Source organism: Agromyces cavernae (assembly GCF_021044935.1).
Lineage (GTDB): Bacteria > Actinomycetota > Actinomycetes > Actinomycetales > Microbacteriaceae > Agromyces > Agromyces cavernae.
Map to the genome: position 1 here is coordinate 396052 of NZ_JAJNMP010000003.1, position 25845 is coordinate 421896.

Genomic DNA, 25845 nt, shown 5'->3' on the forward strand with positions numbered 1-25845 from the left:
CGGCGACTACTTGAGGGTGACGGTTGCGCCGGCCTCTTCGAGAGCGGCCTTCGCCTTGTCGGCGGTCTCCTTGTTCGCGCCCTCGAGCACGGCCTTGGGGGCACCGTCGACGACGGCCTTGGCCTCGCCGAGGCCGAGCGAGGTGAGCTCGCGGACGACCTTGATGACCTGGATCTTCTTGTCGCCGGCAGCTTCGAGGACGACGTCGAAGGAGTCCTTCTCCTCGACCTCTTCAGCAGCAGCGCCGCCGCCTGCGGCAGCGGGGCCGGCAACGGCGACGGGGGCGGCCGCGGTGACCTCGAAGGTCTCCTCGAACGCCTTGACGAACTCCGAGAGCTCGATGAGGGTCAGGCCCTTGAACTGCTCGAGCAGCTCTTCAGTGGACAGCTTCGCCATGATTCTTCTCCTTTAGATTTCTTGGTTACTCACCGCTTGAGAGGCTCGCGCCTACGCAGCGGACTCCTGCTTCTCACGCAGCGCGTCGACCGTGCGAACGGCCTTCGACAGCGGTGCGTTGAACAGATATGCGGCTCCGAACAGCGAGGCCTTGAAGGCGCCGGCGAGCTTCGCCAGCAGCACTTCGCGGGACTCGAGGTCGGCGAGCTTGCCTACCTCTGCTGCGGTCAGGGGCTTGCCATCGAAGTAGCCGCCCTTGACCACGAGGAGAGGGTTCGCCTTGGCGAAGTCACGCAGCGCCTTCGCGACGGCGACCGGGTCACCGTGCACGAACGCGATCGCCGACGGACCCTTGAGGTCGTCGTCGAACGCGCTGATCCCGACGTTGTTGGCCGCGATCTTGGTCAGCGTGTTCTTCACCACGGCGTAGCTCGCGTCCCCACTGATGGACTTGCGCAGCGTCTTGAGCTGGGCAACAGTGAGGCCGCGGTATTCGGTCAGCAGAACGGCGGTCGAGCTCTCGAACAGGTTCGTGAGTTCGGCAACCGAGGCTTCCTTGTTCGCCATGGCCACTCCTTGTGAATTCAACGTGCATCGCGGAGGCGGTGCACGGCCTGGGAGCGCTGGAAGAATATGGAGAAAGAAAAAAGCTCCGGCGCAGTTGCGCGGAGCTCGGCCCGATTGCTCGGAAGTCTTCGTCACACCTGCGCGGGCCCTTGCTTTCGCAAGACTTCGGTCGGCGCCCGTTCTGTGATCAACACAGCGGGGCGCGCGACAACCAGCGGTCTTCGGCTCCGTCAAGGGTAACGGATGCCCCACCGAACGGCCAAATCGCTGTCGCTGAGGCCGAATCGTCGGTGGCTGACGGTAGACCGGAGGCATGGAGATCACACACCTCAACCCCGACACGCTCCACACGAATCCAGCCTTCAGCCAGGGCGTGATCGTGCGCGGCGCCCACGACACGCTGTACGTCGGCGGCCAGAACGGAACGGATGCCTCGGGCGCGATCGTTCCCGGCGGCCTCGGGCCGCAGACCGAGCAGGCACTCTCGAACGTGCTCGCCGTGCTCGCCGACGCGGGCGCCGACCAGTCCAATGTGGTGCGCATGGCCGTGTACGTCGTGGCCGGCCAGTCGATCGACGAGGGCTACGCCGCCTCCCTCAAGGTCTGGGGCCCGAACCCGACCGCGCTCACCGCGCTTGTCGTGCCGGGACTCGGGCGCCCCGATGCGCTCGTCGAGGTCGAGGTCATCGCGGCGGTCTGAGGAATAGTTGACACTCAGCAATAGTTGACATCAATCATCTAATTCTCGTAGAGTTGATCGAAGTCAACTATTTTCTGGAGCCCTCACCGAATGTCACGTACCTCAACGGCGCCCACCGAAGGCGCTCTCACCGAGGGAGGCATGACGCACCGCCAGGTGCTCGCCGCTCTCTCGGGCCTCCTGCTCGGCATGTTCGTGTCGATGATCGCGTCGACCGTCGTCGGCACCTCGCTGCCGCTCATCATCGCCGACCTCGACGGCGACCAGAGCGCCTTCACATGGGTCGTCACCGCGACGCTGCTCGCGACGACGGTCTCGACCCCGATCTGGGGCAAGCTCGCCGACCTCTTCAACCGCAAGCTGCTGCTGCAGCTCGCCCTGGTCATCTTCGTCGCGTCATCTGCGATCGCGGGCTTCGCGCAAGACCCGGCCATGCTCATCACGATGCGCGTGTTCCAGGGCCTCGGCGCAGGCGGGCTTGCCGCGCTCAGTCAGATCGTCATGGCCGACATCCTCAGCCCGCGTGAGCGCGGCCGCTACGCCGGCCTCTTCGGTGCGGTCATGGCCGTCGCCACGATCGGCGGACCGCTGCTCGGCGGGGTCATCACCGACACGCTCGGATGGCGCTGGAACTTCTTCGTCGGCCTGCCGATCGCGATCGTCGCCCTCGTGCTGCTGCAGCGCACCCTGCACCTGCCGAAGCTCCCGAAGAAGAAGGTGTCGATCGACTACCTCGGCATCGTCCTCATCTCGGCGGGCGTGTCGCTGCTGCTCATCTGGGTGTCGCTCGGCGGCAGCCAGTTCGAGTGGAACTCGCTCGAGTCGTGGCTCATGATCGGCGGCGCGGTGGTGCTGCTCGCGATCGCCGTCGTCGTGGAGCTTCGGTCGAAGGAGCCGCTCATCCCCCTCGGGCTCTTCAAGAACCGCACGTTCACCCTCTCGGTCGTCGCGAGCCTCAGCGTCGGTGTCGCCATGTTCGGCACGGCGGTGTTCCTCAGCCAGTACATGCAGCTCGCCCGGGGCGCGACGCCCACCGAGTCGGGGCTGCTCACCATCCCGATGATGGCCGGCGTGCTCATCTCGTCGACGATCGTGGGGGGGCTCATCTCGCGCCGCGGCAAGTGGAAGGCGTACGTCATCACGGGCGCCGTGCTCGCCGTCGCGGGCACGCTGCTGCTCAGCCGGCTCGAGTACGACACGAACTTCCTCTACGTCGGCTTCTCGATGTTCGTGCTCGGCGCCGGCATCGGCATGGTCATGCAGAACCTCGTGCTCGTCGTGCAGAACACCACCGAGGTGAAGAACCTGGGCGTCGCCACGAGTGCCGTCACGTTCTTCCGTAGCCTCGGAGGCACCGCGGGCGTCGCGGTCATGGGTTCGATCCTCGGCACGGTCGTGGCCGACCACATCAAGAGCGGCATCGAGAGCCTCGAGCCCGAGCAGCAGGCCGTGGCCGCCCAGTCACTCGGCGGCGGCATTCCGCACATCGCCGAGCTCCCCGACTTCCTGCGCGTCGTCGTCGAGTCGGCCTACGGCATCGGCGTTGGCAGCGTGTTCCTCGCGGCGCTCCCGCTCACGGTGATCACGCTCATCGCCGTGATCTTCCTGCCCAACGTGCAGCTCGGCACCCTCACCGCCGTGCAGCGCGCCAAGCACGAGGCGACCTCCGACCGCGCGCCCGACCACTCGCTCGAGGCGGAGCTCGAGCATGTCGGTGAAGAGCTGCTCGAGGTCTCCGAGGCTTCGGTCGGCGTGCCCATCACCACCTCCACCACGGTGATCGACTCCGCCCCGCGCGAGATCGGCCGAGCATAAGATGTCGCCTGTGACCACCGAACCCGACCTCGAGGCGTCGATCGCTGCCGTCGAAGAGGAGTTCGGCCGCCTCTTCCACCGGGCCCGCACGATGTGGCGGCTCGCCGCGGCACGGGTGCACCCCGACCTGCAGCCCACGGGCTACAAGGTCGTCTCGACGCTCGTGTCGAGGGGGCCCGCGCACGCGGGCTCCCTCGCCGAAGAGCTGCAGATCGACAAGAGCCTGCTGAGCCGTCAGCTGCGCCAGCTCGAAGAGCTGGGACTCACCGAATCCCGGGTCGACGAGCACGACGCCCGCTCGCGTGTGATCGCAGCCACGCCCCTCGCGATCGAGAAGGTCGGCGAGGCGAAGGCGGCCAACCGGGCTCAGATGCGCGAGCGCCTGCGCGAGTGGGAGCCGCACGAGATCGAGCTGTTCGCCGAACTGCTGGGCCGCCTGCTCTGAGTGGCACTGGTGGTCCCACCGACCACGCGACGCGGCCGATCGGCGCTCAGGCGAGCGCGGACACCCGTTCGCCGAGCAGCGACATGAGCCGTCGGCACGTGCGCTGCTCGTTCTCGGGGAGGCACGCCTGGGGTCGGAACAGCGCGATCTGCTTGATGCCCTCCATCGCGGCGAGCATCAGGTCGACCGCACGGTCGACGTCGTCGCACCGAAGCTCTCCGGCACCGACCGCACGGTGGGTGAGGCCGAGGAAGAATCGTTCGGTCTCATCGAGGAAGCCGGCCCAACTGGCACGAACCTCGGAGTCGTAGAGGGACATTGCCACGATCTCTGTCGTGAACACCCGGTTCGCATCATCGAGCAGGCAACTCCGCACGGAGAAGGCGACGGCGGCCTCGAGCTTTTCAGCGGGTCGATCCGAGGATTCGGTGGCCTCGAGGATCTGGCGGCGCCACGCACGGTAGTAGAGGTTGCACGCCGCGAGGATGATCTCCTTCTTCGACGCATAGTGCCAGTACAGGCTCCCCTTGGTGACGCCTGCACCTGCCGCGATCGCGTCCATGTTGACACCCGCGATCCCGCGCGTCGAGAACAGCTCGAAGGCTGCGAGCGCGAGTTCGTCGGGTTTCGCGGAGGTGAGGTTCGCCACCATGCCACCGTAGCATCCCGCCATACTGGGCAGTATTGAGCGTTCGACTCCGGCCGGAGATCCTCCGGCCGGAGTCGATGGTCAGGCGACGGCGGGGGCGCGGTCGACGAAGTCGGGGACCCGCTCCGTGAAGCCCGCCGCGGCCACCTCGGCGCGCAGCCAACGCACCGAACTGGCGAGCATCGGCCCGCCCTGGCCCTCGCACTCGATGTTCAGCACCCCGCTGAAGCCGGCCGCGCTGAGTCGCCGTAGGATCTGCCGGATGTTCTCGGCGTTCACGCCGTCGCCGGCTGCGACATGGCTGATGGCGATCCCCGTCGCGCCACCTCGAACCGCCTCCGCGAGCGAGGCCGAGACGTCCTTGATGTGCACATGGGCGATGCGATCGAGGAACTGCTCGGTGAACGCGACCGGGTCGTTGCCGGCAATGAAGGTGTTGCCCGTGTCGAGGTTGAGGCGCAGCCACGGCGTGTCACCGCAGAAGTCGAGCATCTCCGCGAGGTACTCGGGCCGCGTCGTGAAGTAGCCGTGCGTCTCGATGGTCACGACCACCTCGTGCGCCTCGGCGACGCGGATGATCTCGGTGTAGCTGCGCTTCATCAGGTCCAGCGCCTCGCGGTCGTCGAGGCCTTCCGGCTTGAAGAGGCCGTCGGTGGTGGCCACCCGGGGACACCCCGCTTGCGCCGCCCAGGCGATCGCGCGCTGCACGTAGGGCACACCGATCGATGGACCGTCGAGCCCGGACAGGGGGTACGCGGCGTCGATCTGCGAGAACTCGACGCCGTATCGCTGCATCTTCTGGCGGAGCAGGACCGGATCCTCGAGGAAGGACACGTGCGGGAAGTAGCCGAGGCCCTGGATCCAGCACGCGCCGTCGATCGTTCCCGGCTCGATGTAGTGGATGTCGTGCTCCTGCGCCCAGGCCAGCGCCTGCTCGAAGGACTTGTGGCTGGAATTGAAAGCATCGGTGTGGAAGCCGATCCCGATCTCTGGCATGGTGCCCTCTTCTCTCGATTCGATACCGGAGCGTCGGTGCGCCCGCACAGACAGCCGGTATGGGAAACATCGGCGACTCGCCGCTGTAATTCTGCGACATTCGCCCCGGCGCCATACTGACCAGTATTGACGTGCCGGTGCCGTTGAACCTACCATGCTGCCTGTCGGCTTACGACAGACACGCGACAGAAGTCGCCCGTTCAATGTTGAGAGGCGCAGTACGCACGATGAAGACGAAACGAACAACACCGGTGCTCGCGATCGGCCTGGCCGTGGCCACCGCGCTGGGGGCGGGAATCGCGAGCCCCGCATCAGCACACCCCGGCCATGACGCCGAGCCGGAGTTCCGCGCCCTGGTCTTCTCGGAGACGGCGGGATTCGTCCACGACTCCGTCGCCGAGGCGAAGGCGATGTGGGACGAGGTCGCCGCAGCAAACCACTTCGAGGTCGTTCAGGCGACCGACTCCGCGCTGTTCACCGAGGAAGGACTCGCCGACTTCGACGTGATCGTTCTCGCGCAGGCATCCGGCGACGTCTGGAACTCGGCCGAGGAGGATGCGTTCGAGAGCTACGTCCGAGGTGGAGGCGGCGTCGTCGCCATGCACAACCCACTCGACATGGAGCAGGGCAACACGTTCTACCGTTCGCTGATCGGCACCGAGTTCACCGCCCACTCGGCGGCGAACACGCCGGGGGTGCTCGACGTGGTCGACCACGATCATCCGTCGACCGCCGAGCTGCCGCACAGCATCACGCGGAACGAGGAATGGTACGGATTCACGAAGTCGGTGCGCGGAGACAAGCACGTGCTCACCGAACTCGACCCCACGAGCGTGCCGGGCAACACCGCCGGTCGCATGCTCGACCACCCGGTGACCTGGTGCGCGCCGTATGAGGGCGGTCGTACCTGGATCACGTCGATCGGCCACTCCAAGTCGTCGTACAGCGAGCCGCTCGTGCGCCAGCACGTGCTCGGCGGTATCCGTTACGCCGCAGGAGTCGCCGAGGGCGACTGCACTGCCACCGATTGGAACAACTTCGACAAGGTCCCGCTCGACACCGACACCTCGGCACCCTGGGGAATCGCGGTCGCACCCGATGGGCGGGTGTTCTTCACGGAACTCGTGCGCGGGCAGGTGCGCATCTACGACCCCGAGCTGCAGTCGACGGTGACGGCCGCGACCATCCCGGTCTACGGCGACGGCGAGAACGGCCTGACCGGACTCGCGCTCGACCCCGATTTCGCAAGCAACGGCTGGGTCTACGTCTACTACTCGCCGACCGGCGACGAGCACGTCAACCGGCTGTCGCGGTTCACGATGGACGGCAACACCATGCAGCTCGACACCGAGAAGGTGATGCTCGAGGTGCCGGCGACCCGCGTCGCGGGTGAGATCGGCCACACCGGCGGTACCCTGCGCATCGACGGTCAGGGCGACCTGTGGCTCTCGGTCGGTGACGACGTCGTGCCGTTCGAGTCGTCAGGCTACACGCCCATCGACGAACGCCCCGGACGAGCGCACTTCGACGCGCAGGGCACGTCGGCGAACTCGAACGACCTGCGTGGCAAGCTCCTTCGCATCCATCCCGAAGACGACGGCACCTACTCCATCCCCGAGGGCAACATGTTCGCCCCGGGCACCGAGAAGACGCGGCCCGAGATCTTCGCGATGGGCTTCCGCAATCCCTTCCGCTTCAGCGTCGACCCGAGCGGCACGGTCTACCTCGCCGATTACGGCCCCGATGCCGGCAGTGCGAACCCGAACCGCGGCCCGGCCGGCTACGTCGAATGGCAGGTCATCCGCGAACCGGGCAACTACGGCTGGCCGTACTGCCACGCGAACAACATCGCCTACAACGACTTCAACTTCGCGACGAACACGTCGGGAGCGAAGTTCGACTGCGCGAACCCGGTGAACGACTCGCCGAACAACACGGGCCTCACGCAGTTGCCCGCGTCGATCCCGGCCGAGGTGTACTACTCCTACGGCGCATCCGCCGAGTTCCCGCAGCTGGGCAGCGGGTCGGGCTCGCCGATGGCGGGACCGGTCTACCAGTACGACGAAGCACTCGAGTCCGATCGCAAGTGGCCGAAGTACTTCGACGGCACACCGCTCTTCTACGAGTGGGGTCGCAACTACATCAAGGAGTTCCAGCTCGATGGAGATGGCAGGCTCAAAGCCATCAACCCGGTGCTGAACAACCTCCAGTTCCTCTCACCGCTCGACCTGCAGTTCGGACCCGACGGTGCGCTCTACCTGCTCGAATGGGGCGGCGGCTTCGGCCGTGACAACCCGAACTCGGGGCTCTACCGCATCGACTACTCGTCGACCGGCCGGGCGCCCACCGCGTCGGCGTCGGCCGATGTCACCTCGGGCGGTGCGCCGCTGACGGTCGAGTTCTCGAGCGAGGGAACGGTCGACAAGGACGGCGACGAGTTCGAGTTCCTCTGGGAATTCGGCGACGGCACGACGTCGACCGAGGCCGATCCGACTCACGTCTATGAGGAGAACGGCAACTACGAGGCTCGCCTCACGGTCACCGAACTCACCGACTACGCGAAGACGGGCACCGCTACGGTTTCGATCGTCGTCGGTAACACTGCACCGGGGGTCAAGATCACCGAACCTTCGAATGGCGGCTTCTTCAGCTGGGGTGACACCCTGCCTTGGAAGGTCGAGGTCACGGATCCCGAAGACGGCGAGATCGACTGCGGCGACGTTGCCGTGCAACCGGCACTCGGTCACGATGACCACGCACACCCGGTCGACGCGGTGCACGCCTGCGAGGGTGAGACGTTGACGATCCTCGACGAGGGTCACGCCGAAGCCGACGCGTTCTGGGCGATCGACGCGCGCTACACCGACAAGGGAGGCGCAGGCGGGATTCAAGCGCTGACGTTGAGCGATACGAACGTCTATCGTGCAAAGCGATTCCAGGCCCACTACTACGACGAGGCCGAGGGCCTCGCCGTGGAGTCGAATGCCGCGGCCGAGTACGGTCAGTACGTCGGCGCGATCCAGAACGACGACTGGCTCCGCTACGACGACATGAACTTCCAGGGCATCGACGCCGTTCGGTACCGCGTCTCGGCCGGTCCCGAAGGCGGTGGCACCATCGAAATGCGCCTCGGCTCCCCCACCGGCGAGCTCGTGGCGAGCACGCCGGTGGCGAGCACGGGCGGTTGGTTCACGTTCAAGGAGACCGCACCCACGCCGATCACCGCACCCGAAGGCACGCATGACGTGTACCTCGTGTTCAAGTCGAATCCGGGAGTCAACTGGTCGATGACGCTCGACGTCTTCGAAGCAGTCGGCGACGGTGTCGGCACGCCGCCTCCCGGTACCCCGCGCATCGACACCACGACGCAGGGCGACTGGATCGGCAGATACGGCGAGCTGGGGTACGCGATTCCCAACATCGGAACCCAGCTGCCCGACGGCGTCACGGTGGCGCCGGCTGCAGGCACGTCCTCGTGGACCTTCGAGCAGACCTCGACCGACAAGGCGGCGTTGCAGGTGCCACCCGATGGAACCGCGCGTCGAGCGTCCACGTGGTTCGCCGGGACTGCCCAGGTGAACGTCGGCGTCCCCGAAGGCAAGGCTTACGAGCTGTCGGTGTACGTCAACAGCTTCGACGGCACCCGCCAGGAGTCGATCACGCTCCAGCGCCCCGACGGCACGCCGATCGGCCCAGTGCAGACGGTCAGCGACAACAAGCGCGGCGTCTGGCTCACGTATCAGGTCGTCGGATCCGTGGAGGTGAAGGCGGCGAGGATCACCGGACCCAATGCGGTGATCGGCGGCATCTTCCTCGATCCGGCGGATGCACCGACCGATGAGGTCGCACCGACGGTCTCGGCGACGACGGGGCCGGCTGAGCCCGGCGAGTCGGGCTGGTATACCGAGGGCGATGTCAGGGTCGAGCTCGCGGCCACCGATGGCGACGGGTCCGGCATCGAGTCCATCGAGGTTGCGATCGGCGACGGCGCGTGGGCGGCATACCTCGGCACGGTCGTGGTGGCGGACGAGGGCGAGACACTCGTCCGCTACCGCGCGACTGACCGGTCGGGCAACGTCAGCGAGATCGGCGAGCTCACGGTGCGTGTGGACCGCACCGCACCGACGGCGACCGCGACGACCGTGGAAGCTCCGTCCGACAGCGGATGGCACACGCAGGGAGTCGAGCTCACGATCGACGGCGAGGACACCGGTGGGTCCGGCGTGGGCACGCTGCGGTACTCGATCGGCGAGGGAGGGTGGATCACCTACACGGATCCGGTGCGGATCTCATCGGAGGGTCCGAACCTCGTGCGATACCAGGTGATCGATGTCGCCGGAAACGAGAGCCCCGTAGGAGAGGTCAGCATCCAGATCGACTCGGATGCACCGACACTCGAGCTCTCCGTTTCGCCGAAGCCGTCTGGCGGAAAGGTGAAGGGCAAGGCGACCGTGACTGTGGATTCCGCAGACACGGGGTCTGGTGTCGCGGCCGTGCAGTACTCCATCGACGGGTCGGCATGGACGAACTACCCGGCACCGCTCCAACTCGACGAGAAGGGAACATGGACGGTTCGTGCGAGGGCGACGGATGTCGCCGGCAACACGAGCGAGATCGAGGCGGTCACGGTCCGGATCGTCGGGAGGACGAACGGGTGAAGCCGGTCCGCTGACCAACCAGCCGAGGCGGGCGCATCTGTCGAGATGCGCCAGCCTCGGCCGTCACCGGGAGCGGGGACCCCGGCTGCGCCACCTGCTCTGAGGCGGCGAGCGTCGGCGACGAGGTCTCGAGACGCTCGCTGCGCTCCCTCCTCGACCAACGGGTGGGGGTGCTCGTTACTCGCCCGGCTTCGACAGCGGCAGCTCGACGGTGAAGACCGTCGAGCCCGACTCGCTCACCACCCCGACCGAGCCGTGGTGCGCTTCGACGACGGCCTTCACGATCGCGAGCCCGAGGCCGGTGCCGCCCGCGCGGCGCGAGCGTGAGGCATCCCCTCGCTCGAATCGCTCGAAGAGCGTGTCGCGCACCTGCGGGTCGATTCCCGGCCCGTCGTCGGCGACCGTGATCGTCGCCAGGTCGCCCTCGCGGGCGAGACGCACGCGTACGGACGTGCCCGCGGGAGTGTGAATGCGGGCGTTCGCGAGCAGGTTCGCGATCACCTGGTGCAAGCGTGCGCGGTCACCCGAGACTTCGACGGCCTCCTCGGCGAGTTCGACCGACCAGTCCTGGTCGGGGCCGGCCACCTGGGCATCGCCCACCGCGTCGGCGACGAGTGCACCGAGGTCGACCCTGGCGTGCACGAGCTCGCGCCCCTCGTCGAGCCGGGCGAGCAGCAGCAGGTCCTCCACGAGCTCGGTCATGCGCACCGACTCCGACTCGATGCGCCCGAGGGCGTGTACCACATCGTCGGGCAGCTCGCCGCGGTGCATGCGCGTGAGCTCGGCGTACCCGCGGATCGATGCGAGCGGGGTGCGCAGTTCGTGCGAGGCGTCGGCGACGAAGCGGCGCACCTTCTGCTCACTCTGCTCCCGAGCCGAGAGCGCGGATGCCACGTGCCCGAGCATGCGGTTGAAGGCGGTGCCGAGCCGGCCGACCTCGGTGTGCGGGTCGTCGACCGCGACGCGTTCGGTGAGGGCGACGTCACCGCGGGCGAGCGGCAGCTCCGAGACCTCGAGTGCGGTCGAGGTCATCCGCGAGAGCGGTGCGAGGGCGCGGCGCACGATGAGGGACCCGAACCCGATCGCGACGATGAGGCCCGAGAGCGCGACGACCGCGATCGTCACGGCGAGCTCGGTGGTCGACCGTTCGACGCCCGCAAGCGGCAGGGCGAGCACCACGCGGGTGTCCGGCGCGAGGTCCTTGCGCTCGGCGAGCGCCCGGAACGAGCCGAGTGGGCTGCCCGTGTGGATCGTGTGGAGCTCTCCGTCGGCGGGCACCGCCGAGAGCGCACGGGTGGCGCGGTCGCCGAGCTCGACGATGCCCCCCTCCGCCTCCTCCGAGATGTAGGCCGCGCTCGCCGCGCCCTGGTCGGGAACGACCGCGGCGAGGGTGCCTGCGGACTGGCCGGCGACGTCGAGCAGCAGGCTCGGACCGGCCGTGCCGCCCGGCAGCGGGACCGGACCGCGGATGTTCAGCTCGGCACGATTCATCGCCGACCGCAATTCGGCGTCGACCGATGCGACCGATGAGGCGTGGAACACCGTGACGCTCACGATCCCGACGACGAGGCTCACGGCGGCCACGAGGCCGGCGAGCACGACGAGCAGGCGCCGCTCGAGGGTCCATGGCGGGCGGCGCGACGGCGCTTCGGTGTGCTCGGCGGGCGAGGTGTCGACCCGTTCGCCCGGCTCGGGCGGCGCCGAAAGGGAAGCCGCCGCGGTCGCCGCGGACGTGCGCGCATCGGCCGCCGCCGTCGCGGTCGCGCGTGCGGCCGAGGCGTATCCGGGATCGCCGGGGTGGGTCATCCGACGGCCTTCAACATGTATCCGGCGCCGCGCACCGTGTGGATCATGGGCTCGCGACCGGCGTCGATCTTCTTGCGCAGGTACGAGATGTAGAGCTCGACGACCGACTCCTTGCCGCCGAAGTCGTAGCTCCACACGCGGTCGAGGATCTGCGCCTTCGACAGCACGCGGCGCGGGTTGCGCATGAGGAAGCGCAGCAGTTCGAACTCGGTCGCCGTGAGCTCGATCGGGCTGCCGTCGCGGGCGACCTCGTAGGAGTCCTCGTCGAGCGTGAGGTCGCCGACGGTGAGCACGGGGTCCTTCGCCTGCGCGAGGGTCAGCGTCGAGCGGCGGATGAGTCCGCGCAGGCGCGCCACGACCTCTTCGAGGCTGAACGGCTTGGTGACGTAGTCGTCGCCGCCCGCGGTGAGCCCGGCGATGCGGTCGTCGAGCGAGTCCTTCGCGGTGAGGAACAGCACGGGCGTCTCGGTGCCGTCGGCGCGCACGCGCGCCAGCACCTCGAGGCCGTCGATGTCGGGCAGCATGATGTCGAGCACGATCGCGTCGGGCCGGAACTCACGGGCGATCTTCACGGCGCCGAGCCCGTCGGAGGCGGTGCGCACGTCCCAGCCCTCGTAGCGCAGCGCCATCTTCAGCAACTCGGTGAGGGAGTGCTCGTCGTCGACCACGAGCACGCGCACCATCGAGCCGTCGCCCTTCGCGATGACGGGGGCGCGGTGCGGCGTGGCGGCGGGCTGCGTGCTCATGTTCCCAGTATCCGCGCCTGCCTATGCGCTTGCTATGGGTTCGATGAGCGGATGCCCCGCGCCCCGGCCGCCCGCCGGCCGCGGAGCCCCATAGGGATTCCGTAGGCCGGACATCGGTCGCGCAAAGCCGGCGTCCTTAGCGTCGCCGACGATGCTCCGACCGGGGCGTCTCCCCCGACCACGAGGATGCCCATGTTCTTCACCTACCTCCGGCGGGAGCTCGCCGGGCGCCGCAGGCAGACCGCGATCATCGCGGCCGGCATGGCACTCGCGATCGCGCTCGTCATGATCGTGAATGCCGTCTCGACCGGCGTGCGCGATGCGCAGGCCGCGGTGCTCGAGTCCGTGTACGGCGTCGGCACCGACCTCACCGTCGCTCAGGAACCGGCGCCACCCGGCGAAGGCGAGGGCGGTCCGCGCTTCGAGTTCGATGCGGGCGCCGGAACGACCACGGACGGGTCGACCGAGATCAGCCAGTCGCGCCTGATGGCGGGCTTCGGGTCGACGACGTTCGAGGACGACGCGCTAGCAACCGTCGAGGCCCTCGACGACGTCGCGGCCGCGGCAGCGACCCTCTCGCTCACCAACACGACGTTCAACGGCGAGCTGCCCGAGTTCCGTCAGGGTTCCGACAGCACGGCACCGACCGAGGGCGAACAGCCCGTCGCGCCCCCGGAGGGCGGGTTCGACGGCGCGGGCGGCAGCGCATTCGACGTCGACAGCTTCACCGTGCTCGGGCTCGACCCCGCTGCCGACGCCGTCGGGCCGCTCTCGGCAGTGGCACTCGACGAGGGACGCGGGCTCGAGGCATCCGATACCGGCGACGCCGTCGCCGTGCTCGACGCGACGTATGCGACGAGCGCCGAGCTCGCGGTCGGCGACACGATCGACGTCGGCGGCACCGAGTTCGAGGTCGTGGGCACGGTGACCTCGACCTCGGCCGACACCGAGACGGCGGCGAACGTGTACATCCCGCTCGACCTCGCCCAGTCGATCTCGGGCGAGGAGGGCATGATCAGCTCCATTGCAGTGCAGGCGACCTCGGCCGACCGAATCGACGCCCTGCAGGCCGACCTCGAAGAGGCGCTGCCCGACGCGACGGTGTCGACGCAGGCCGGGCTCGCCGCGTCGGTCTCGGGCTCGCTCGCGAGCGCGTCGAGCCTCATCTCGAACCTCGGGCTGTGGGTCTCGCTCGCCGTGCTCGTGGCCGCGTTCCTTATCGCGATCCTGTTGACGATCCAAGGTGTCACCCGGCGTACCCGCGAGTTCGGCACCCTCAAAGCCATCGGCTGGTCGAACCGGCGCATCGTGGGGCAGGTCACGGGCGAGTCGATCGTGCAGGGCCTCATCGGCGGCGCCGCGGGACTCGTGCTCGGGCTCGCGGGCATCTGGGTCGTGAACCTCATCGCGCCGACGATCGGGGGCGCGACGGCCACCGACGTCGTCGCAGGCGGCCCCGGCGGTCGGCAACTCGCGATTCCGGGCGGCCCGGGCGGCGGCTTCGCCGATGCCGCGTCAGCTTCGGCCGGGTCGGCCGAGGTCGTGCTGAACGCCCCGGTCACGATCGGCGTCATCGCGATCGCGATCGGACTCGCCGTGCTCGGCGGACTCGTCGCCGGGTCCTTCGGCGGCTGGCGTGCCGCGCGCCTGCGCCCGGCCGAGGCCCTGCGGAGCAACGCATGAGCGCCTCCACCGGCGGAGCTGCCGCGCCTCCGACACTGATGCCAACTGGCATCAGTGTCGGAGTCCCCCAGGACCGACTTCACACACCAGCATCCGCACCGGCACCACGCGTCGGGACCGCCGCCGTCACCTCGAAGGGATCACGCATGTACACGCTCGAGAACGTGTCGAAGGCCTACACCCGGTCGACCCGCAAGATCGCCGCGCTGAAGAACGTCAGCCTCACGATCGGCGCCGGCCAGCTCGTCGCGATCCAAGGGCCGACGGGCGGCGGCAAGTCGACGCTGCTGCAGATGCTCGGTGCGCTCGACCGGCCGACGTCGGGCCGGGTCGCCCTGGGCGACGCCGAGCTCTCGCACCTCCCCGACAGCCGGCTGGCGGGGATCCGCGCGAAGGAGATCGGGTTCGTGTTCCAGGGGTTCAACCTCATCCCGACGCTCAGCGCGCAGGAGAACGTCGAGACCGCGCTCGAACCGCTCGACGTGCCGGGCGATGAGCGTCGGAGGCGGGCGCTCGCGGCGCTCGAGTCGGTCGGGCTCGGCGATCGCGCTGCGCACGTCCCCAGCGAGCTCTCGGGCGGTCAGCAGCAGCGCGTCGCCATCGCGCGGGCGCTCGTCAAGGAGCCCGACGTGCTGCTCGCCGACGAACCCACCGGCAACCTCGACGAGGAGACCCGCGACGAGATCATCGACCTGCTGGAGGGGCTGTGGCGCGACCGAGGGCTCACCCTCGTCATCGTGACGCACGACTCGGCAGTCGCCCGCCGGGCGGAGCGTCGCCTGCACATCAAGCACGGCACCGTCACCGAGCGCTGACGGCGGGTTGCGAACGGCGGATGCCGCGACCGGGCTTCGGCCGCGCGGCATCCACGGGGCGTCGCGCGCGGCCGCCCGGTCGGGCGGGGCGACGGCGCGGTCGCCGCCCTGCTGACTCGACGGGAGTCACCCCGGGGAGGCCTTACCGACGCGGCGCTGAAGGCGTAGGGTTGGCGTGCCGCACGGTGCACCCGACCCAGAGCGGCTCGATGCACGCTCGCCACACGGTTGTGCCGTTTTTTGGCTACACACCCGCAGGGGATGAGCATGGCGAAGAGTCGATGGTTGGCCGCGGTCTGCCTTGCCATCGTGATGATTTCGGCACCCGCGGGGGCGGCCGTTGCCGAACCGAACGGGCAAGAGCCTGATCCTGAAAGCATCCGATCAGCCAGCGAGCCGCCCGGGCGCCCGGATGACCCGCCTCAGGGTTCAGAGCCGCCGGAGCGGCCGAGCACGATCCATGATCTCGACGGAGCGCCGAGCACATTCGATCGCTCGCTCGCCAGGGGCTTCCAGGCGGCCCCAGCCGAAAACCGAGTGGTCGGATCGGTGCTCGGTGTCGGCGGCAGCGGCGCGGTACTCGATACAACGTTGGCGGCGGTCGCCTCGCTGGCCGACCGGACTGCTTCGCGAAGCGGTGGACAGAATCGCTACGACACGGCGGTCGCACTCTCGGCGCAGAGCTTCCTCACGGGCGCGGCGAACGTCTGGCTCGCGACTGGCGAGAACTTTCCCGACGGTCTCGCGGCATCGGCGGTCGCGGGAGCCCATGGCGGGCCGGTACTCCTCACCCCGTCGCGTGCGCTGCCGCCGAGCGTCGCCACGGAGCTGGCTCGCCTGGCTCCGCAGAACATCTGGATCACGGGGGGCGTCGGCGCCGTCTCCGACGGGGTGCTCGAATCCGTCAAGAGCGCCGTTCCCACGGCCGCGGTGACGCGGCTCGCGGGCTCCAATCGCTTCGGCACCGCGGCTGCACTGGCGGAGTCCTTCTTCCGGTCCGCTCCCTCGGCGTTCGTCGCCACCGGCATCGACTTCCCCGACGCCCTCGGCGGGGGCCCGGCGGCGGCGAGCGAGCAGGCACCGGTCCTACTCGTCACAACGAACACGGTGCCGCCATCGACGGAGGCCCAGCTTCGTCGGCTCCGCCCAGCGATCGTCTATATCGTCGGCGGCCCGGCCGTCGTCAGCGATGTCGTCGCAGCACGGATCCGCACGATGACCGGAGGTCGGGTCGAGCGGGTGTCGGGTCCCAACCGCTACGCTACCGCCGCCGCCGTCGCCGACCGCTTTTTCGAAGCGACCACGCAGAGCGTCGTCCTGGCGACCGGGTTGAAGTTCGCCGACGGTCTCAGTGCCGGAGCCGTTGCCGGCGCGCTCGACAGCCCGCTGCTCCTCGTCGATCGACGAGATGCTCCGCCTCGCGCGACCGTCGATGCGGCGCGCCGAGTCTCGTGGTGGCTCCCGGACTCAGGCCGGGCAGTGCGCTACACCGTGATCTCGCACCCCGACGATGAGTTCGCCGCGTGGTCGATCTCCGGGATGCACGACCCACGGCTGTATGACGTCCTGATCGTGCTGACCACCGGTGAGTCGACGGTGTACTGCAACGGCAGACCCGTGAGCAACCCATGGGCTTCGCAACAGTTCCTGCCCCAGCCTCAGCCCACCGGACTCCAGTACTCCGAGCGGTGCAGGAAGCACCGCATGGACAGCTGGAATGAGTTCATCCATGGTGCGGGTGTCGGCCAAGTCGGACCCGACGAGCGTCTGGCCGGTGGCCCGATCCGGTTCGGCGGTCGAGAGATCCCCGTGCCGCTCGGACGCGACGAGGTCGGCGAAGTCATCGAGGCCGCAGCCTTCGACGTCGGCGTGGGTCCTGACACTGCGATCGTCTCCTTCGATATGGGCGCGTTGACCCCCGACGAAGTCCTCTGGGCGGTGCAGACGACCCGAGGCCTCACCGATCGCTTCCCGACCCAGGTCGAGGGCGACATCATCGGAGCAGGCTTCTTCAACGATGCCCCGACCGGATACCCCAACCTCCATGCCGACCACCACGCGGTCTACCAGATGCTGGGCAGCGTCGACCTCGGCCTACCGGGAAGCCAATACACCACGGTCGGCCACGCTCAGTCTGCGCGCGCGTTCGGCGCCACCGTTGCGGACTACTGCGCGTTGATGTGCCACCCGAACGCCCAATCGGGGTTCCGCGGCAATATGGGACACTTCCAATACTCCTACGGATGGCTCAGCGGCGGGCTGTGGCGACCCGGCGATGTCGACGCACCCGCGGGATTCTCCCGATACCAGTCGTTCGCCAAGTGGTTCTGATCGGCTCGCCCCCCGCGGTCAGATCAGCTCGTTGCGCAGCGCCCAAGCGGCTGCGGCCGTGCGCGAGGGCACGCCGAGCTTCGTGCGGATGTTCGCGATGTGACGGTGCACGGTGTGCGTCGAGAGCACGAGGTGCGCGGCGATCTCGGCGTCCGTCTCGCCGTGCGCGACGAGGCGCAGCACCTGGCGCTCACGCTCGGTGAGCCGCGCGGCGGCGCCGGCCGCCCCGGCCCTGCCGACCGACGCGGCCCCGCCCGACGTGGTGGAGGCGGGCGCCCGCTCGACGGGCGCGCCGAGGAACGCGAGCGTCTCGCGCACGACCGCATCGGAGTCGCCCCTCCACGGGAAGTGGTCGTCGCCCTCGAGCGCGACGAAGCGGGCGTTGCGCACACGACCCGCGAGCTCCTTGCCGAGGGCGAACGGGATCGCCCGATCGTCGCGTCGATGCAGCACGAGCGTGGGAGCCAGGACGTCGCCGAGGTGACCCGTGGCATCGAAGTCGTAGACCGCGCGCAACGACGCGAGCGCGACCTCACGCGAGGCGGAGCGCCGCTGGAGCTCCGCGAATTCGGCACGCTCGTCGGCGGTCGCGTCGGGCAGGAACAGGTCGGCGAGCACCCGGGAGCCGAGCCCCCAGTGCCGGTCGACGATCGAGAGCATCGTCTCGCGCGCTGCGGGCGGGGCGAGGTCGACGCCGCGCGCGTACGTTCCATAGAGCACGAGCCGTTCGACGCGCTCGGGGTGCCGCGCCGCGTACAGCGAGGCGACCCCGCCTCCCGAGGACGCACCGAACAGCGAGATCGTGCCGGGCGTCGGCGCCGCCTCATCGATGAGGACCTCGAGCGTGGCGAGTTCCTCGTCGAGCGTGCGCGCGGGCATCGCGCCGCGATCCGAGACCCCTGCGCCGGGGCGGTCGTACCGGATGACCGTCCGGTACTCGGCCAGTGCCGCCGCGAACCGGCGGAACTTCGGGTTGCGCCAGTCGAGGTCGAGGTGACTCGACCACCAGCCGCCGATGACGAGCGGCGGGCCCTGCCCGACCGCCGACCACGCGATCGAGGCGCCGTCGTGCTCCGCGTAGCGGATGACCTGATCCTCCGGCTGCACGCCCCAAGTCTAGGAACGCGCCGGGTGCCTGACTACAGGGCGGCGAGCGCCGGCGGCAGCGCAGCGCGATGTGCGTCGAGCATCGCGCGGGCACCCTCGAGCTCGGGCGCGTCGAGCGCGCCGGGCTCGCCATCGTCGCCGAGCAGGATCGGCACGTATTCGCCGGGAAGCAGCAGCTCGTCGTGATCGCCGTCGGGCGAGGCGACGACGCGCAGCACGCCCGCGGCGAGCTGCTCCTCGAGCCAGGTGCGTCCGAGGCGCTCGCTCACGCCGGCGAGGCGTGCGAAGGTCGCGGCGTCGACCGGGCCGGCATCGAACAGGAGGCGGAAGTAGCCGCGCTTGCGGCCGAAGGCGATCGATGCGCGGGCGATCCGCTCGGCGGAGGTTTCGTCGACGACCGGCCGACCGGCCGCGGTGGTCATGGTGGTGGGCATTTCGACTCCTCGGTGTGGGTGATGCAACTGGTGACGAGTCCGATTCCACTCCGAACAGCCGCGTGGATCATCGCGCGTTCGGGCCACCTCCGAATGGCCCGAACGGGCCACGCCGCTCGTGAATCGGGCATCGGCCCTGCCGGCTGAGCGACACCCTGTGCAGGAACCCTGCCCGATGACCGCGGCGGCGAGTACGCTCGATGCCGTGCCAGATACCCCGTTCGCCCTCTTCGACCTCGAGGGCGCATGGTCGGCCGCAACCCCGGAGCCGCGGCCGAGACTCCCGCATGAGACCCGGGTCGTGGCAGATGCGGGCGACCGCGTCGCCTGGCTCCGAGCGCGGGCGCGCGGCGTCACCGCGACCGATGCCGCGAAGCTCGCCACGCGCGAATCGGTGCGCACGGCGGCGTACGAGAAGTTGCACGGCACCCGCACGAGCTTCGGCGGCAGCCGGTTCACCGACCACGGCCGCGAGCGCGAGCCCGTCATCGCCGAGTGGGCGCGCCGCACGCACGGCATCGACCCGTCGACGCTCCTCTTCCACGCCGAGTTCGAGCGCCGCCACCTCGCGACCCCCGACGGCCTGCGCGTCGCGCCGAACGGCGCACTCGAGCTGTGCGAGATCAAGACCACGTCGAAGCCGTGGCGGCGCATCCCACGCGGATACCTGCGACAGGTCTGGTGGCAACAGTACGTGCTCGGCGCCGAGCGCACGCTCGTCGTCTGGGAGCAGCACGACGACTTCGTGCCCGTGAGCGATGAGCCCCGGTGCCGTTGGGTCGACCGCGACGACGACCAGATCGCGATCCTCGTGCGCCTCGCCGACGAACTGCTCCTGGCGATCCGCCCGACCGCCGCCGTCGAGGACCCCCGAGCGGTGTATCGCCCGGGTGCACTCGCGTGACGACGCTGCTGCTGCACGGTCTCGGTGCCGACCGCCGACAGCCGATCGACCTGCTGAGTTCGCCGGTACGCGCCTCATGCGGTGACGACGAGCTCATCATCGCGCCCGATGTGCGGGCCCACGGTGGATTCCTCGAGGTCGGCAGCCCGACCGACTTCGAGATCGACCGCCTCGCCGCCGAGCTCGCGGTCACGGTGCGCGATCAGGTGACGGATGCCTCCGGCGCTGCGCTCGACGCGTCCCACCCGCTCACCGTCATCGGCATCTCGATGGGTTCGGCGATCGCGCTCCGCCTGATCCTGGGCGACCTGCTGCCGATCGAGCGTGCGGTGTTCATCCGTCCGGCGTTCGACGACCGGTCGCTGCCCGACAACCTGCGCCCATACCCCGTGATCGGCCAGTTGCTCATCGACGCCGGCCCCGGAGGCGCCGATGAGTTCCGCGAGCGGTCGGTCTACCAACGGGTCGCCGCCGAGTCCCCGGCCGGGGCGAAGGGCCTGCTCGGCCAGTTCACGGCGCCCGACGCAGCGCGTCGCGCGATGCGTCTCGTCGAGATCCCCCGCAACCGTGCGTTCCACGACGACGCCGAACTCGCGGCGCTCGAGGCACGGGGCATCCGCTCGCTCGTGGTGGGCGCCCCGCGCGATCCCGTGCACCCGACCGCGATCGCCGAGCGCTGGGCCGGCGCTCTCGGCGCGCCGCTCGGCATGGTGTCGGCGCGCGACGAGGGCCAGGCCCACCAGAACATGATGGTCGGCCAACTGGTGGCGCGCTGGCTGCACCGCGCGCGCCAGACCTGAGCGCGCCAGACCACCTCAGGGTTTCGAGACGCTCCTTCGTCGCTCCTCAACCCACGATCTCAGGCCTCGACGCGCTCCCCGCGCGACTCGCCGCCGTCGACCCGCGCGTCGGCCGCGCGATACGGCCAGCGCACCTGACTGAGGCCGACGATGGCCGAGCCGACGAGCAGGATGAACGAGGCGATGGCGATGACGTATACGGTGACGCCGTCGTAGCCGACACCGGGTTCGACGGCGGGGTCGAGGAACGGGTAGGGGTACCAGCCCACGACCGCGCCGCGGATCATCGTGTAGACGACCCACGCGATCGGGAACGCGGCGATCCACCAGAACCGGCTCCACGGCACGCGACTCCGGCCGGGCGCGAGGATCCAGTCGAGCAGCAGGTACAGCGGCGCCCACACATGCAGGATCTCGTTCGACCACGGCACCGTGGTGGCCTGGTCGAGCGAGATGTCGCGCAGCAGCAGGTTGTAGACGACGAGCGTCGTGGTCATGTAGGTCACGATCGCAGCGCGCGCGAACGTGTACCAGTCGGGCTCGACGGCGCCCCGGAGTCCGTAGACCGCGCCGATGAGCAGCACGATCGCCGCGAGCGCATTCGAGAGGATCGTGAAGAAGCTGAAGAAGTTCACGACGAAGGCTGCCGCGTCGGGCACCATCGAGAGGCTGTTCGCGAACTGCCCGACGATCGCGACGATGATCGCGACTGCCGCGAACAGACGCAGGACTCCGAACAGTCGACGCACGATTCCGCCCCTCCCCCGCTCGCCACCCGGCGACGCTGACTGCAGCATATTGGTGAACGAGAATGAAGGGCAGCGGATGTCGCGACAGGCGCCCGCCCCACGTGACGGATCGGAGAACACCGCAGAGATGACCGAGACGATGCGCGCACTGGTGATCGATCGCACAGGCGATGCCGACGAACTGCACCTCGCGGAGGTCCCCGCCGCGCGACGCGTGATCGACGAGGTGCTCGTGCGGGTGATCGCCGCCGGCGTGAACCCGATCGACATGAAGACCCGCGCCGGGCGCGGCGTCGCCAGCGAGCTCGCATTCCCGGCAGTGCTCGGATTCGACTTCGCCGGTGTCGTCGAGGCGACCCCCTATGCGGCGCACCCGCTGCAACCGGGCGACCGCGTCTACGGCATGGCCAAGGTGCCGCGCGCCGCCGGCAGCTACGCCGAACTCGTCGCGGCGGCGTCGCTCAGCGTCACGCCGATGCCGACCTCGCTCGACTTCGTCCGGGCCGCCGCCGTACCGCTCGCCGCGCTCACGGCGTGGGGCGCCGTGGTCGACACGGCACGCGTGCACGACGGGCAGCGCGTGCTGATCCACGCCGGTGCGGGGGGCGTGGGCCACTTCGCGGTGCAGCTCGCGGCGTACTTCGGCGCGACCGTGACGACGACGGGTTCGGCGCGCAATGCCGAGTTCCTGCGCGAGCTCGGCGCGCACCGGGTGATCGACTACACGAGCGAGCGGTTCGAGGCGGTCGCGGGCGAGCAGGACGTCGTCATCGACCTCATCGGCAACGCACACGACGAAACCGGCACCCGCTCGCTCGACGCGCTGCGCCCGGGCGGCCTCATCGTCAACATCCCCACCGCGTCATGGCCGACCATGGCCGCCGAGGCCGAGGCACGCGGCATCCGTGCCACCGGGTACTCGATCGTGCCCGACGCGCGCACGCTCGCGGTGATCACCCGCCTCATCGACGACGGCGCCGTGCGCGTGCACGTCGACCGCGAGCTGCCGCTCGAGCAGGGCGCCGAGGCGCATCGCCTGCTCGAGGCCGGCCACGTGCGCGGCAAGGTCGTGCTGCGCGTCGCGCCCGATCCCGCCTGACCGTCGGTCGAGTAGGCGCGCCAGCGCCGTATCGAGACCTCGCGACGGGTCTCGATACGCTCCTTCGTCGCTACTCGACCGGCGAGATCAACCCGCCCGCGCCTCGAGCAGGGCGGTGCCGAGTTCGCTGCGCAGGTAGAGCACGCTGTGCCCGTAGCGCGTCGAGATCAGCAGGCCTGCGTCGCGTAGCGCCCGCAGGTGCTGGTTCACCGCCGAGGCGGTGACGCCGAAACGAACGCCGAGCTCGGTCGACGACGCCGGGTCACCGAGGGCTGAGAGCAGGCTGGCCCGGGTCTCGCCGAGGATCGCGGCGAGTGCCGCGGGATTCGCGACCCGCTCGGCCTCCCAGAGCGCACCCTGCCCGCGGGCCGGATACATGATGAGCGGCGGCCCATCCCCGACCGGGGCCGAACCGCGGCGCGTGAACATCGTCGGCACGAGCGTGAGGCCGTGCCCGTCGATGCGCTGCACGCGATCGTTCGGGTCCTTGAGGCGCACCGAGACCACGCCGTCGGCGTAGTCGACCGTCGATGAGATGCCGTTCAGCATGACCGAGAGACCGCCCTGCGCGATCTGCCGTCCGCGGTAGGTGACGTCGGCCTCGAGGACCGCCCGCATGCGCGGCCAGTACGGCTCGAACGTCGCCGACCAGAGCTCGCGCAACGCTCGCACGATGCGTCGCACGGCGAGTCGTGGCGGCCCGGCGAACACCTCGGGCACGCGGCCGTGCACCGCGACGAGGTCGCGCAGGAACTCGTCGGGGGGCGTGTCGGCGAGCACCTCGAACTCGTCCTCGAGGCGGGTCAGCGGTGAGGCCGGGCGGGGGTTCAGGAAGTCGGGGGTCCACAGCCGGTCGTCGATGAGGGCGAACAGCGCATCGAGGTCGAGGTCGGCGCGCGACGCCTCGGTCCGGCGCAGCCAGGGCAGCTGCAGCGGGAAGCGCGACGGGTCGCGGATGGCCCGCAACGAGAGGCCCAGTTCGCACAGCGGGGAGATGCCGAAGCGCACCGTCGCGACATCCGCTTCGTTCAGCACGTATCGCAACATGAAGCGTTACGCTACATCAATTTCGGCGGTCGGATGTCTCTGCCAGAACTGGATGCGTGAGCCCTACCTCCGCCCCCGAATCCGACACCGGCACGATCGACGTCCCCGAACATCCGCGACCCGGGCTGTTCGCCCGGCTCGCCGCATCCGTCTCCGACCCGGTGCTGCGCATCCTCGTCGGTGCAACGCTCATCTCGAGGGTCGGCCGCGGCATCTTCCTCACCGTCACGGTGCTGTACTTCACGTTCATCGTGGGCCTCGCGCCGCACGAGGTCGCCATCGTGCTCGCCGCGGCGAGCGCGGCAGGCGTCGTGGCGTCGCTCGCCGGCGGATGGCTCGCCGACCGCTTCAGCGCGAAGCGCCTCGTGATCGCGTTCACGGCGATCGAGGGGGTCGCCCTGATCAGCTACGTGTTCGCCGGCGACTTCATCTCGGCCCTCGTCATCGCCGTGATCTGCGGCACGTTCGAGTCGGGCGCGAACTCCACCCGGTCGGCCATCATCGCGCGGGCGTTCGAGGGCGAGAGCCGGGTGCACGCGCGCGCGGTGCTGCGCACCGTCACCAACCTGTCGATCGCGGTCGGATCGGGGCTCGGCGCCCTCGCCCTCGCCGTCGGCACCGCCGAGGCGTATCGCGGGCTCATCGTCGGCGCCGGCGTGCTCTACCTGCTCGGGCTCTTCCAGCTCGTGAGGCTGCCCGCCCGGGTCGATGCGCCGCCGCGACCCGAGGTGGCCGCCGTGACCACCGCGACCGGATCGGTCGACGCCGAGGCCACCGCCGACGCGGCGGCTGAATCGCGACGCGACTGGGGCCGACGCTCACCGTGGCGCGACCCGCGCTACCTCGTGTTCACCGCCCTGAGTGCCGTCTTCGGCATGCAGTTCGGCGTCGCCGAGCTCGGTGTGCCCTTGTGGATCGCGCACGAGACCGCGGCGCCCGAGGTGCTCGTCGCGCTGCTGCTCATCCTCAACACGGTGATCGTCGTCATCTTCCAGGTGCCGCTGTCGAAGGGCACGCACGACTTCCGCGTCGCCGCCCGCGTGTCGGCGATCAGCGCATGGCTCATGGCCGGCGCGTGCCTCGTGTACGCGGCCGCGGCCGGCCTGCCCGTGGGGTTCGCGATCGCCGTGCTCGTGATCGCAGCACTCGCCCACGCGTTCGCGGAGGTGCTCTCGCAGGCGGGCGGCTGGGGGCTCAGCTTCGAGCTCGCCGACCCGATGCGGGCAGGTGCCTACCAGGGCGTGTTCGGGATGGGGTACTCGGTCGGCGCGCTCGCGGCACCGATCGTGGTGAACGCGACCGCGATCGCGCACGGCTTCGCGGGCTGGGCGACGCTCGCCGCGATCTTCCTCGGCTCGGGGCTCGGCACCTGGTGGATCGCGCGGCGCGCGGCGGCGACGAGCTCGACAGCCGGGTCGACGGCGGCTGCGTAGAACCGGCTTGCGAGCAGTGCGGCGCACGACCTCGCGATGGGGATCGCAACCCATCGCCCGCGCCGACGGCCGGCCGATAGGCTTGCGCCGCCATGTGCCGCTCCGGCACCCGCAGCACCCCCCTACTCGAACCGAGAGAGTTCCGCATGCCCGCACGTCGTTCCCTCACCCGCCTGCTCGTCATCGGCGCCGCCGTCGCCGTCGCGCTGCCCCTTACCGGATGCAGCGCGCTCGGCTCCCTCTTGTCGGCCCCGGAGCCCGAGCGCGACGAGACCACGCAGGAGATCATCGAGGGGGGCGAGGCCGACGTCTTCGCGCTTCGCGTCGGCGACTGCCTCACCATGCAGGAGGACGCCGAGGTCGAAGCCGTTCCGGTCGTGCCGTGCAGCGAGCCGCATAACGACGAGGTCTACTTCGACTTCCAGCTCGACGACGGCGAGTTCCCGGGTGACGAGGCGATCACCACCGCCGCCGAAGACGGATGTCTCGCCGAGTTCGAGTCCTTCGTCGGCCTGCCGTACGAGTCGTCGAGCCTCGACATCGGCTGGTACCTGCCGACAGCCGACTCGTGGGAGTTCCGCGACGATCGGGTCGTCTCGTGCACCATCTTCGACCCCGCCGGAGAGGTCACCGGTTCGCTCGCCGGAGCCGCGTACTGAGGCTTC

The 25845-nt window shown here is 69.5% G+C and carries 22 protein-coding genes; 12 read left to right on the forward strand and 10 right to left on the reverse strand.

The features are described 5' to 3' along the window. Positions 1 to 6: 6 nt before the first annotated feature. Positions 7 to 396: a 50S ribosomal protein L7/L12 gene (gene rplL / locus LQ757_RS13195; RefSeq protein ID WP_127792363.1), complete on the reverse strand. Its 390-nt coding sequence runs from the start codon at positions 394 to 396 to the stop codon at positions 7 to 9. A 51-nt stretch (positions 397 to 447) separates the two neighbouring features. Continuing rightward, positions 448 to 963, reverse strand: coding sequence for a 50S ribosomal protein L10 (gene rplJ / locus LQ757_RS13200; protein ID WP_231047712.1), 516 nt, complete (start codon positions 961 to 963; stop codon positions 448 to 450). Positions 964 to 1276: 313 nt separating this feature from the next. On the opposite strand from rplJ, the gene LQ757_RS13205 reads away from it, so the two are divergent. From LQ757_RS13205 to LQ757_RS13215, 3 genes are all read left to right on the forward strand, one after another. Further along, on the forward strand, positions 1277 to 1663 hold the full coding sequence (locus tag LQ757_RS13205) for a RidA family protein (protein ID WP_231047713.1): 387 nt from the start codon (positions 1277 to 1279) through the stop codon (positions 1661 to 1663). Positions 1664 to 1804: 141 nt separating this feature from the next. Continuing rightward, the gene (locus tag LQ757_RS13210; RefSeq protein ID WP_231047714.1) at positions 1805 to 3478 is read left to right on the forward strand and encodes an MDR family MFS transporter; all 1674 of its coding nucleotides are present in this window, start codon (positions 1805 to 1807) and stop codon (positions 3476 to 3478) included. Positions 3479 to 3488: 10 nt separating this feature from the next. Further along, positions 3489 to 3923, forward strand: a complete 435-nt coding sequence (locus LQ757_RS13215; RefSeq protein WP_231047715.1) for a MarR family winged helix-turn-helix transcriptional regulator — start codon at positions 3489 to 3491, stop codon at positions 3921 to 3923. Between the two features lie 46 nt (positions 3924 to 3969). On the opposite strand, the gene LQ757_RS13220 is transcribed toward LQ757_RS13215, so the two are convergent. Continuing rightward, entirely contained in the window at positions 3970 to 4572 is a 603-nt protein-coding gene (locus tag LQ757_RS13220; RefSeq protein WP_231047716.1) for a TetR/AcrR family transcriptional regulator, read from the reverse strand. 81 nt (positions 4573 to 4653) lie between these two features. After that, on the reverse strand, positions 4654 to 5568 hold the full coding sequence (locus tag LQ757_RS13225; RefSeq protein WP_231047717.1) for a sugar phosphate isomerase/epimerase family protein: 915 nt from the start codon (positions 5566 to 5568) through the stop codon (positions 4654 to 4656). A 227-nt stretch (positions 5569 to 5795) separates the two neighbouring features. Between LQ757_RS13225 and LQ757_RS13230 the strand changes: the two genes are divergently transcribed. Further along, positions 5796 to 10226, forward strand: coding sequence for a ThuA domain-containing protein (locus tag LQ757_RS13230; RefSeq protein ID WP_231047718.1), 4431 nt, complete (start codon positions 5796 to 5798; stop codon positions 10224 to 10226). Between the two features lie 177 nt (positions 10227 to 10403). On the opposite strand, the gene LQ757_RS13235 is transcribed toward LQ757_RS13230, so the two are convergent. Together LQ757_RS13235 and LQ757_RS13240 are read right to left on the reverse strand one after the other, a co-directional pair. Further along, positions 10404 to 12032, reverse strand: a complete 1629-nt coding sequence (locus LQ757_RS13235; protein ID WP_231047719.1) for a sensor histidine kinase — start codon at positions 12030 to 12032, stop codon at positions 10404 to 10406. Beyond that, entirely contained in the window at positions 12029 to 12778 is a 750-nt protein-coding gene (locus LQ757_RS13240; RefSeq protein WP_231047720.1) for a response regulator transcription factor, read from the reverse strand. The genes LQ757_RS13235 and LQ757_RS13240 overlap by 4 nt, the downstream gene beginning before the upstream one ends. Positions 12779 to 12970: 192 nt before the next feature. Here LQ757_RS13240 and LQ757_RS13245 point away from each other — a divergent pair, with 192 nt between their 5' ends. The 3 genes from LQ757_RS13245 (at position 12971) to LQ757_RS13255 (ending at position 17607) form a co-directional block, all read left to right on the forward strand. Further along, the gene (locus LQ757_RS13245) at positions 12971 to 14461 is read left to right on the forward strand and encodes an ABC transporter permease (protein WP_231047721.1); all 1491 of its coding nucleotides are present in this window, start codon (positions 12971 to 12973) and stop codon (positions 14459 to 14461) included. A 146-nt stretch (positions 14462 to 14607) separates the two neighbouring features. After that, positions 14608 to 15276, forward strand: a complete 669-nt coding sequence (locus LQ757_RS13250) for an ABC transporter ATP-binding protein (protein WP_231047722.1) — start codon at positions 14608 to 14610, stop codon at positions 15274 to 15276. Between the two features lie 537 nt (positions 15277 to 15813). Further along, the gene (locus tag LQ757_RS13255; protein ID WP_231047723.1) at positions 15814 to 17607 is read left to right on the forward strand and encodes a cell wall-binding repeat-containing protein; all 1794 of its coding nucleotides are present in this window, start codon (positions 15814 to 15816) and stop codon (positions 17605 to 17607) included. Between the two features lie 18 nt (positions 17608 to 17625). Here LQ757_RS13255 and LQ757_RS13260 read toward each other — a convergent pair whose 3' ends face one another. Next, positions 17626 to 18714 (reverse strand): alpha/beta fold hydrolase, encoded by a 1089-nt coding sequence (locus LQ757_RS13260; RefSeq protein ID WP_231047724.1) that lies wholly within the window; start codon positions 18712 to 18714, stop codon positions 17626 to 17628. A gap of 32 nt (positions 18715 to 18746) precedes the next feature. Further along, the gene (locus tag LQ757_RS13265) at positions 18747 to 19148 is read right to left on the reverse strand and encodes a hypothetical protein (RefSeq protein ID WP_231047725.1); all 402 of its coding nucleotides are present in this window, start codon (positions 19146 to 19148) and stop codon (positions 18747 to 18749) included. Between the two features lie 205 nt (positions 19149 to 19353). Between LQ757_RS13265 and LQ757_RS13270 the strand changes: the two genes are divergently transcribed. Continuing rightward, positions 19354 to 20052 (forward strand): YqaJ viral recombinase family protein, encoded by a 699-nt coding sequence (locus LQ757_RS13270; protein WP_372459657.1) that lies wholly within the window; start codon positions 19354 to 19356, stop codon positions 20050 to 20052. Then, on the forward strand, positions 20049 to 20852 hold the full coding sequence (locus tag LQ757_RS13275) for an alpha/beta fold hydrolase (protein WP_231047726.1): 804 nt from the start codon (positions 20049 to 20051) through the stop codon (positions 20850 to 20852). Before LQ757_RS13270 ends, LQ757_RS13275 begins: the two co-directional genes overlap by 4 nt. A gap of 59 nt (positions 20853 to 20911) precedes the next feature. Here LQ757_RS13275 and LQ757_RS13280 read toward each other — a convergent pair whose 3' ends face one another. Continuing rightward, the gene (locus tag LQ757_RS13280; RefSeq protein WP_231047727.1) at positions 20912 to 21601 is read right to left on the reverse strand and encodes a Pr6Pr family membrane protein; all 690 of its coding nucleotides are present in this window, start codon (positions 21599 to 21601) and stop codon (positions 20912 to 20914) included. 127 nt (positions 21602 to 21728) lie between these two features. Between LQ757_RS13280 and LQ757_RS13285 the strand changes: the two genes are divergently transcribed. Further along, entirely contained in the window at positions 21729 to 22700 is a 972-nt protein-coding gene (locus tag LQ757_RS13285; RefSeq protein ID WP_231047728.1) for an NADP-dependent oxidoreductase, read from the forward strand. 87 nt (positions 22701 to 22787) lie between these two features. Here LQ757_RS13285 and LQ757_RS13290 read toward each other — a convergent pair whose 3' ends face one another. Further along, positions 22788 to 23747, reverse strand: a complete 960-nt coding sequence (locus tag LQ757_RS13290; RefSeq protein ID WP_231047729.1) for an ArsR/SmtB family transcription factor — start codon at positions 23745 to 23747, stop codon at positions 22788 to 22790. Positions 23748 to 23803: 56 nt separating this feature from the next. On the opposite strand from LQ757_RS13290, the gene LQ757_RS13295 reads away from it, so the two are divergent. Together LQ757_RS13295 and LQ757_RS13300 are read left to right on the forward strand one after the other, a co-directional pair. Then, complete coding sequence (locus tag LQ757_RS13295) at positions 23804 to 25180, forward strand: MFS transporter (protein WP_231047730.1); 1377 nt, start codon at positions 23804 to 23806, stop codon at positions 25178 to 25180. A gap of 146 nt (positions 25181 to 25326) precedes the next feature. Next, entirely contained in the window at positions 25327 to 25839 is a 513-nt protein-coding gene (locus LQ757_RS13300; protein WP_231047731.1) for a septum formation family protein, read from the forward strand. Positions 25840 to 25845 lie beyond the last annotated feature (6 nt).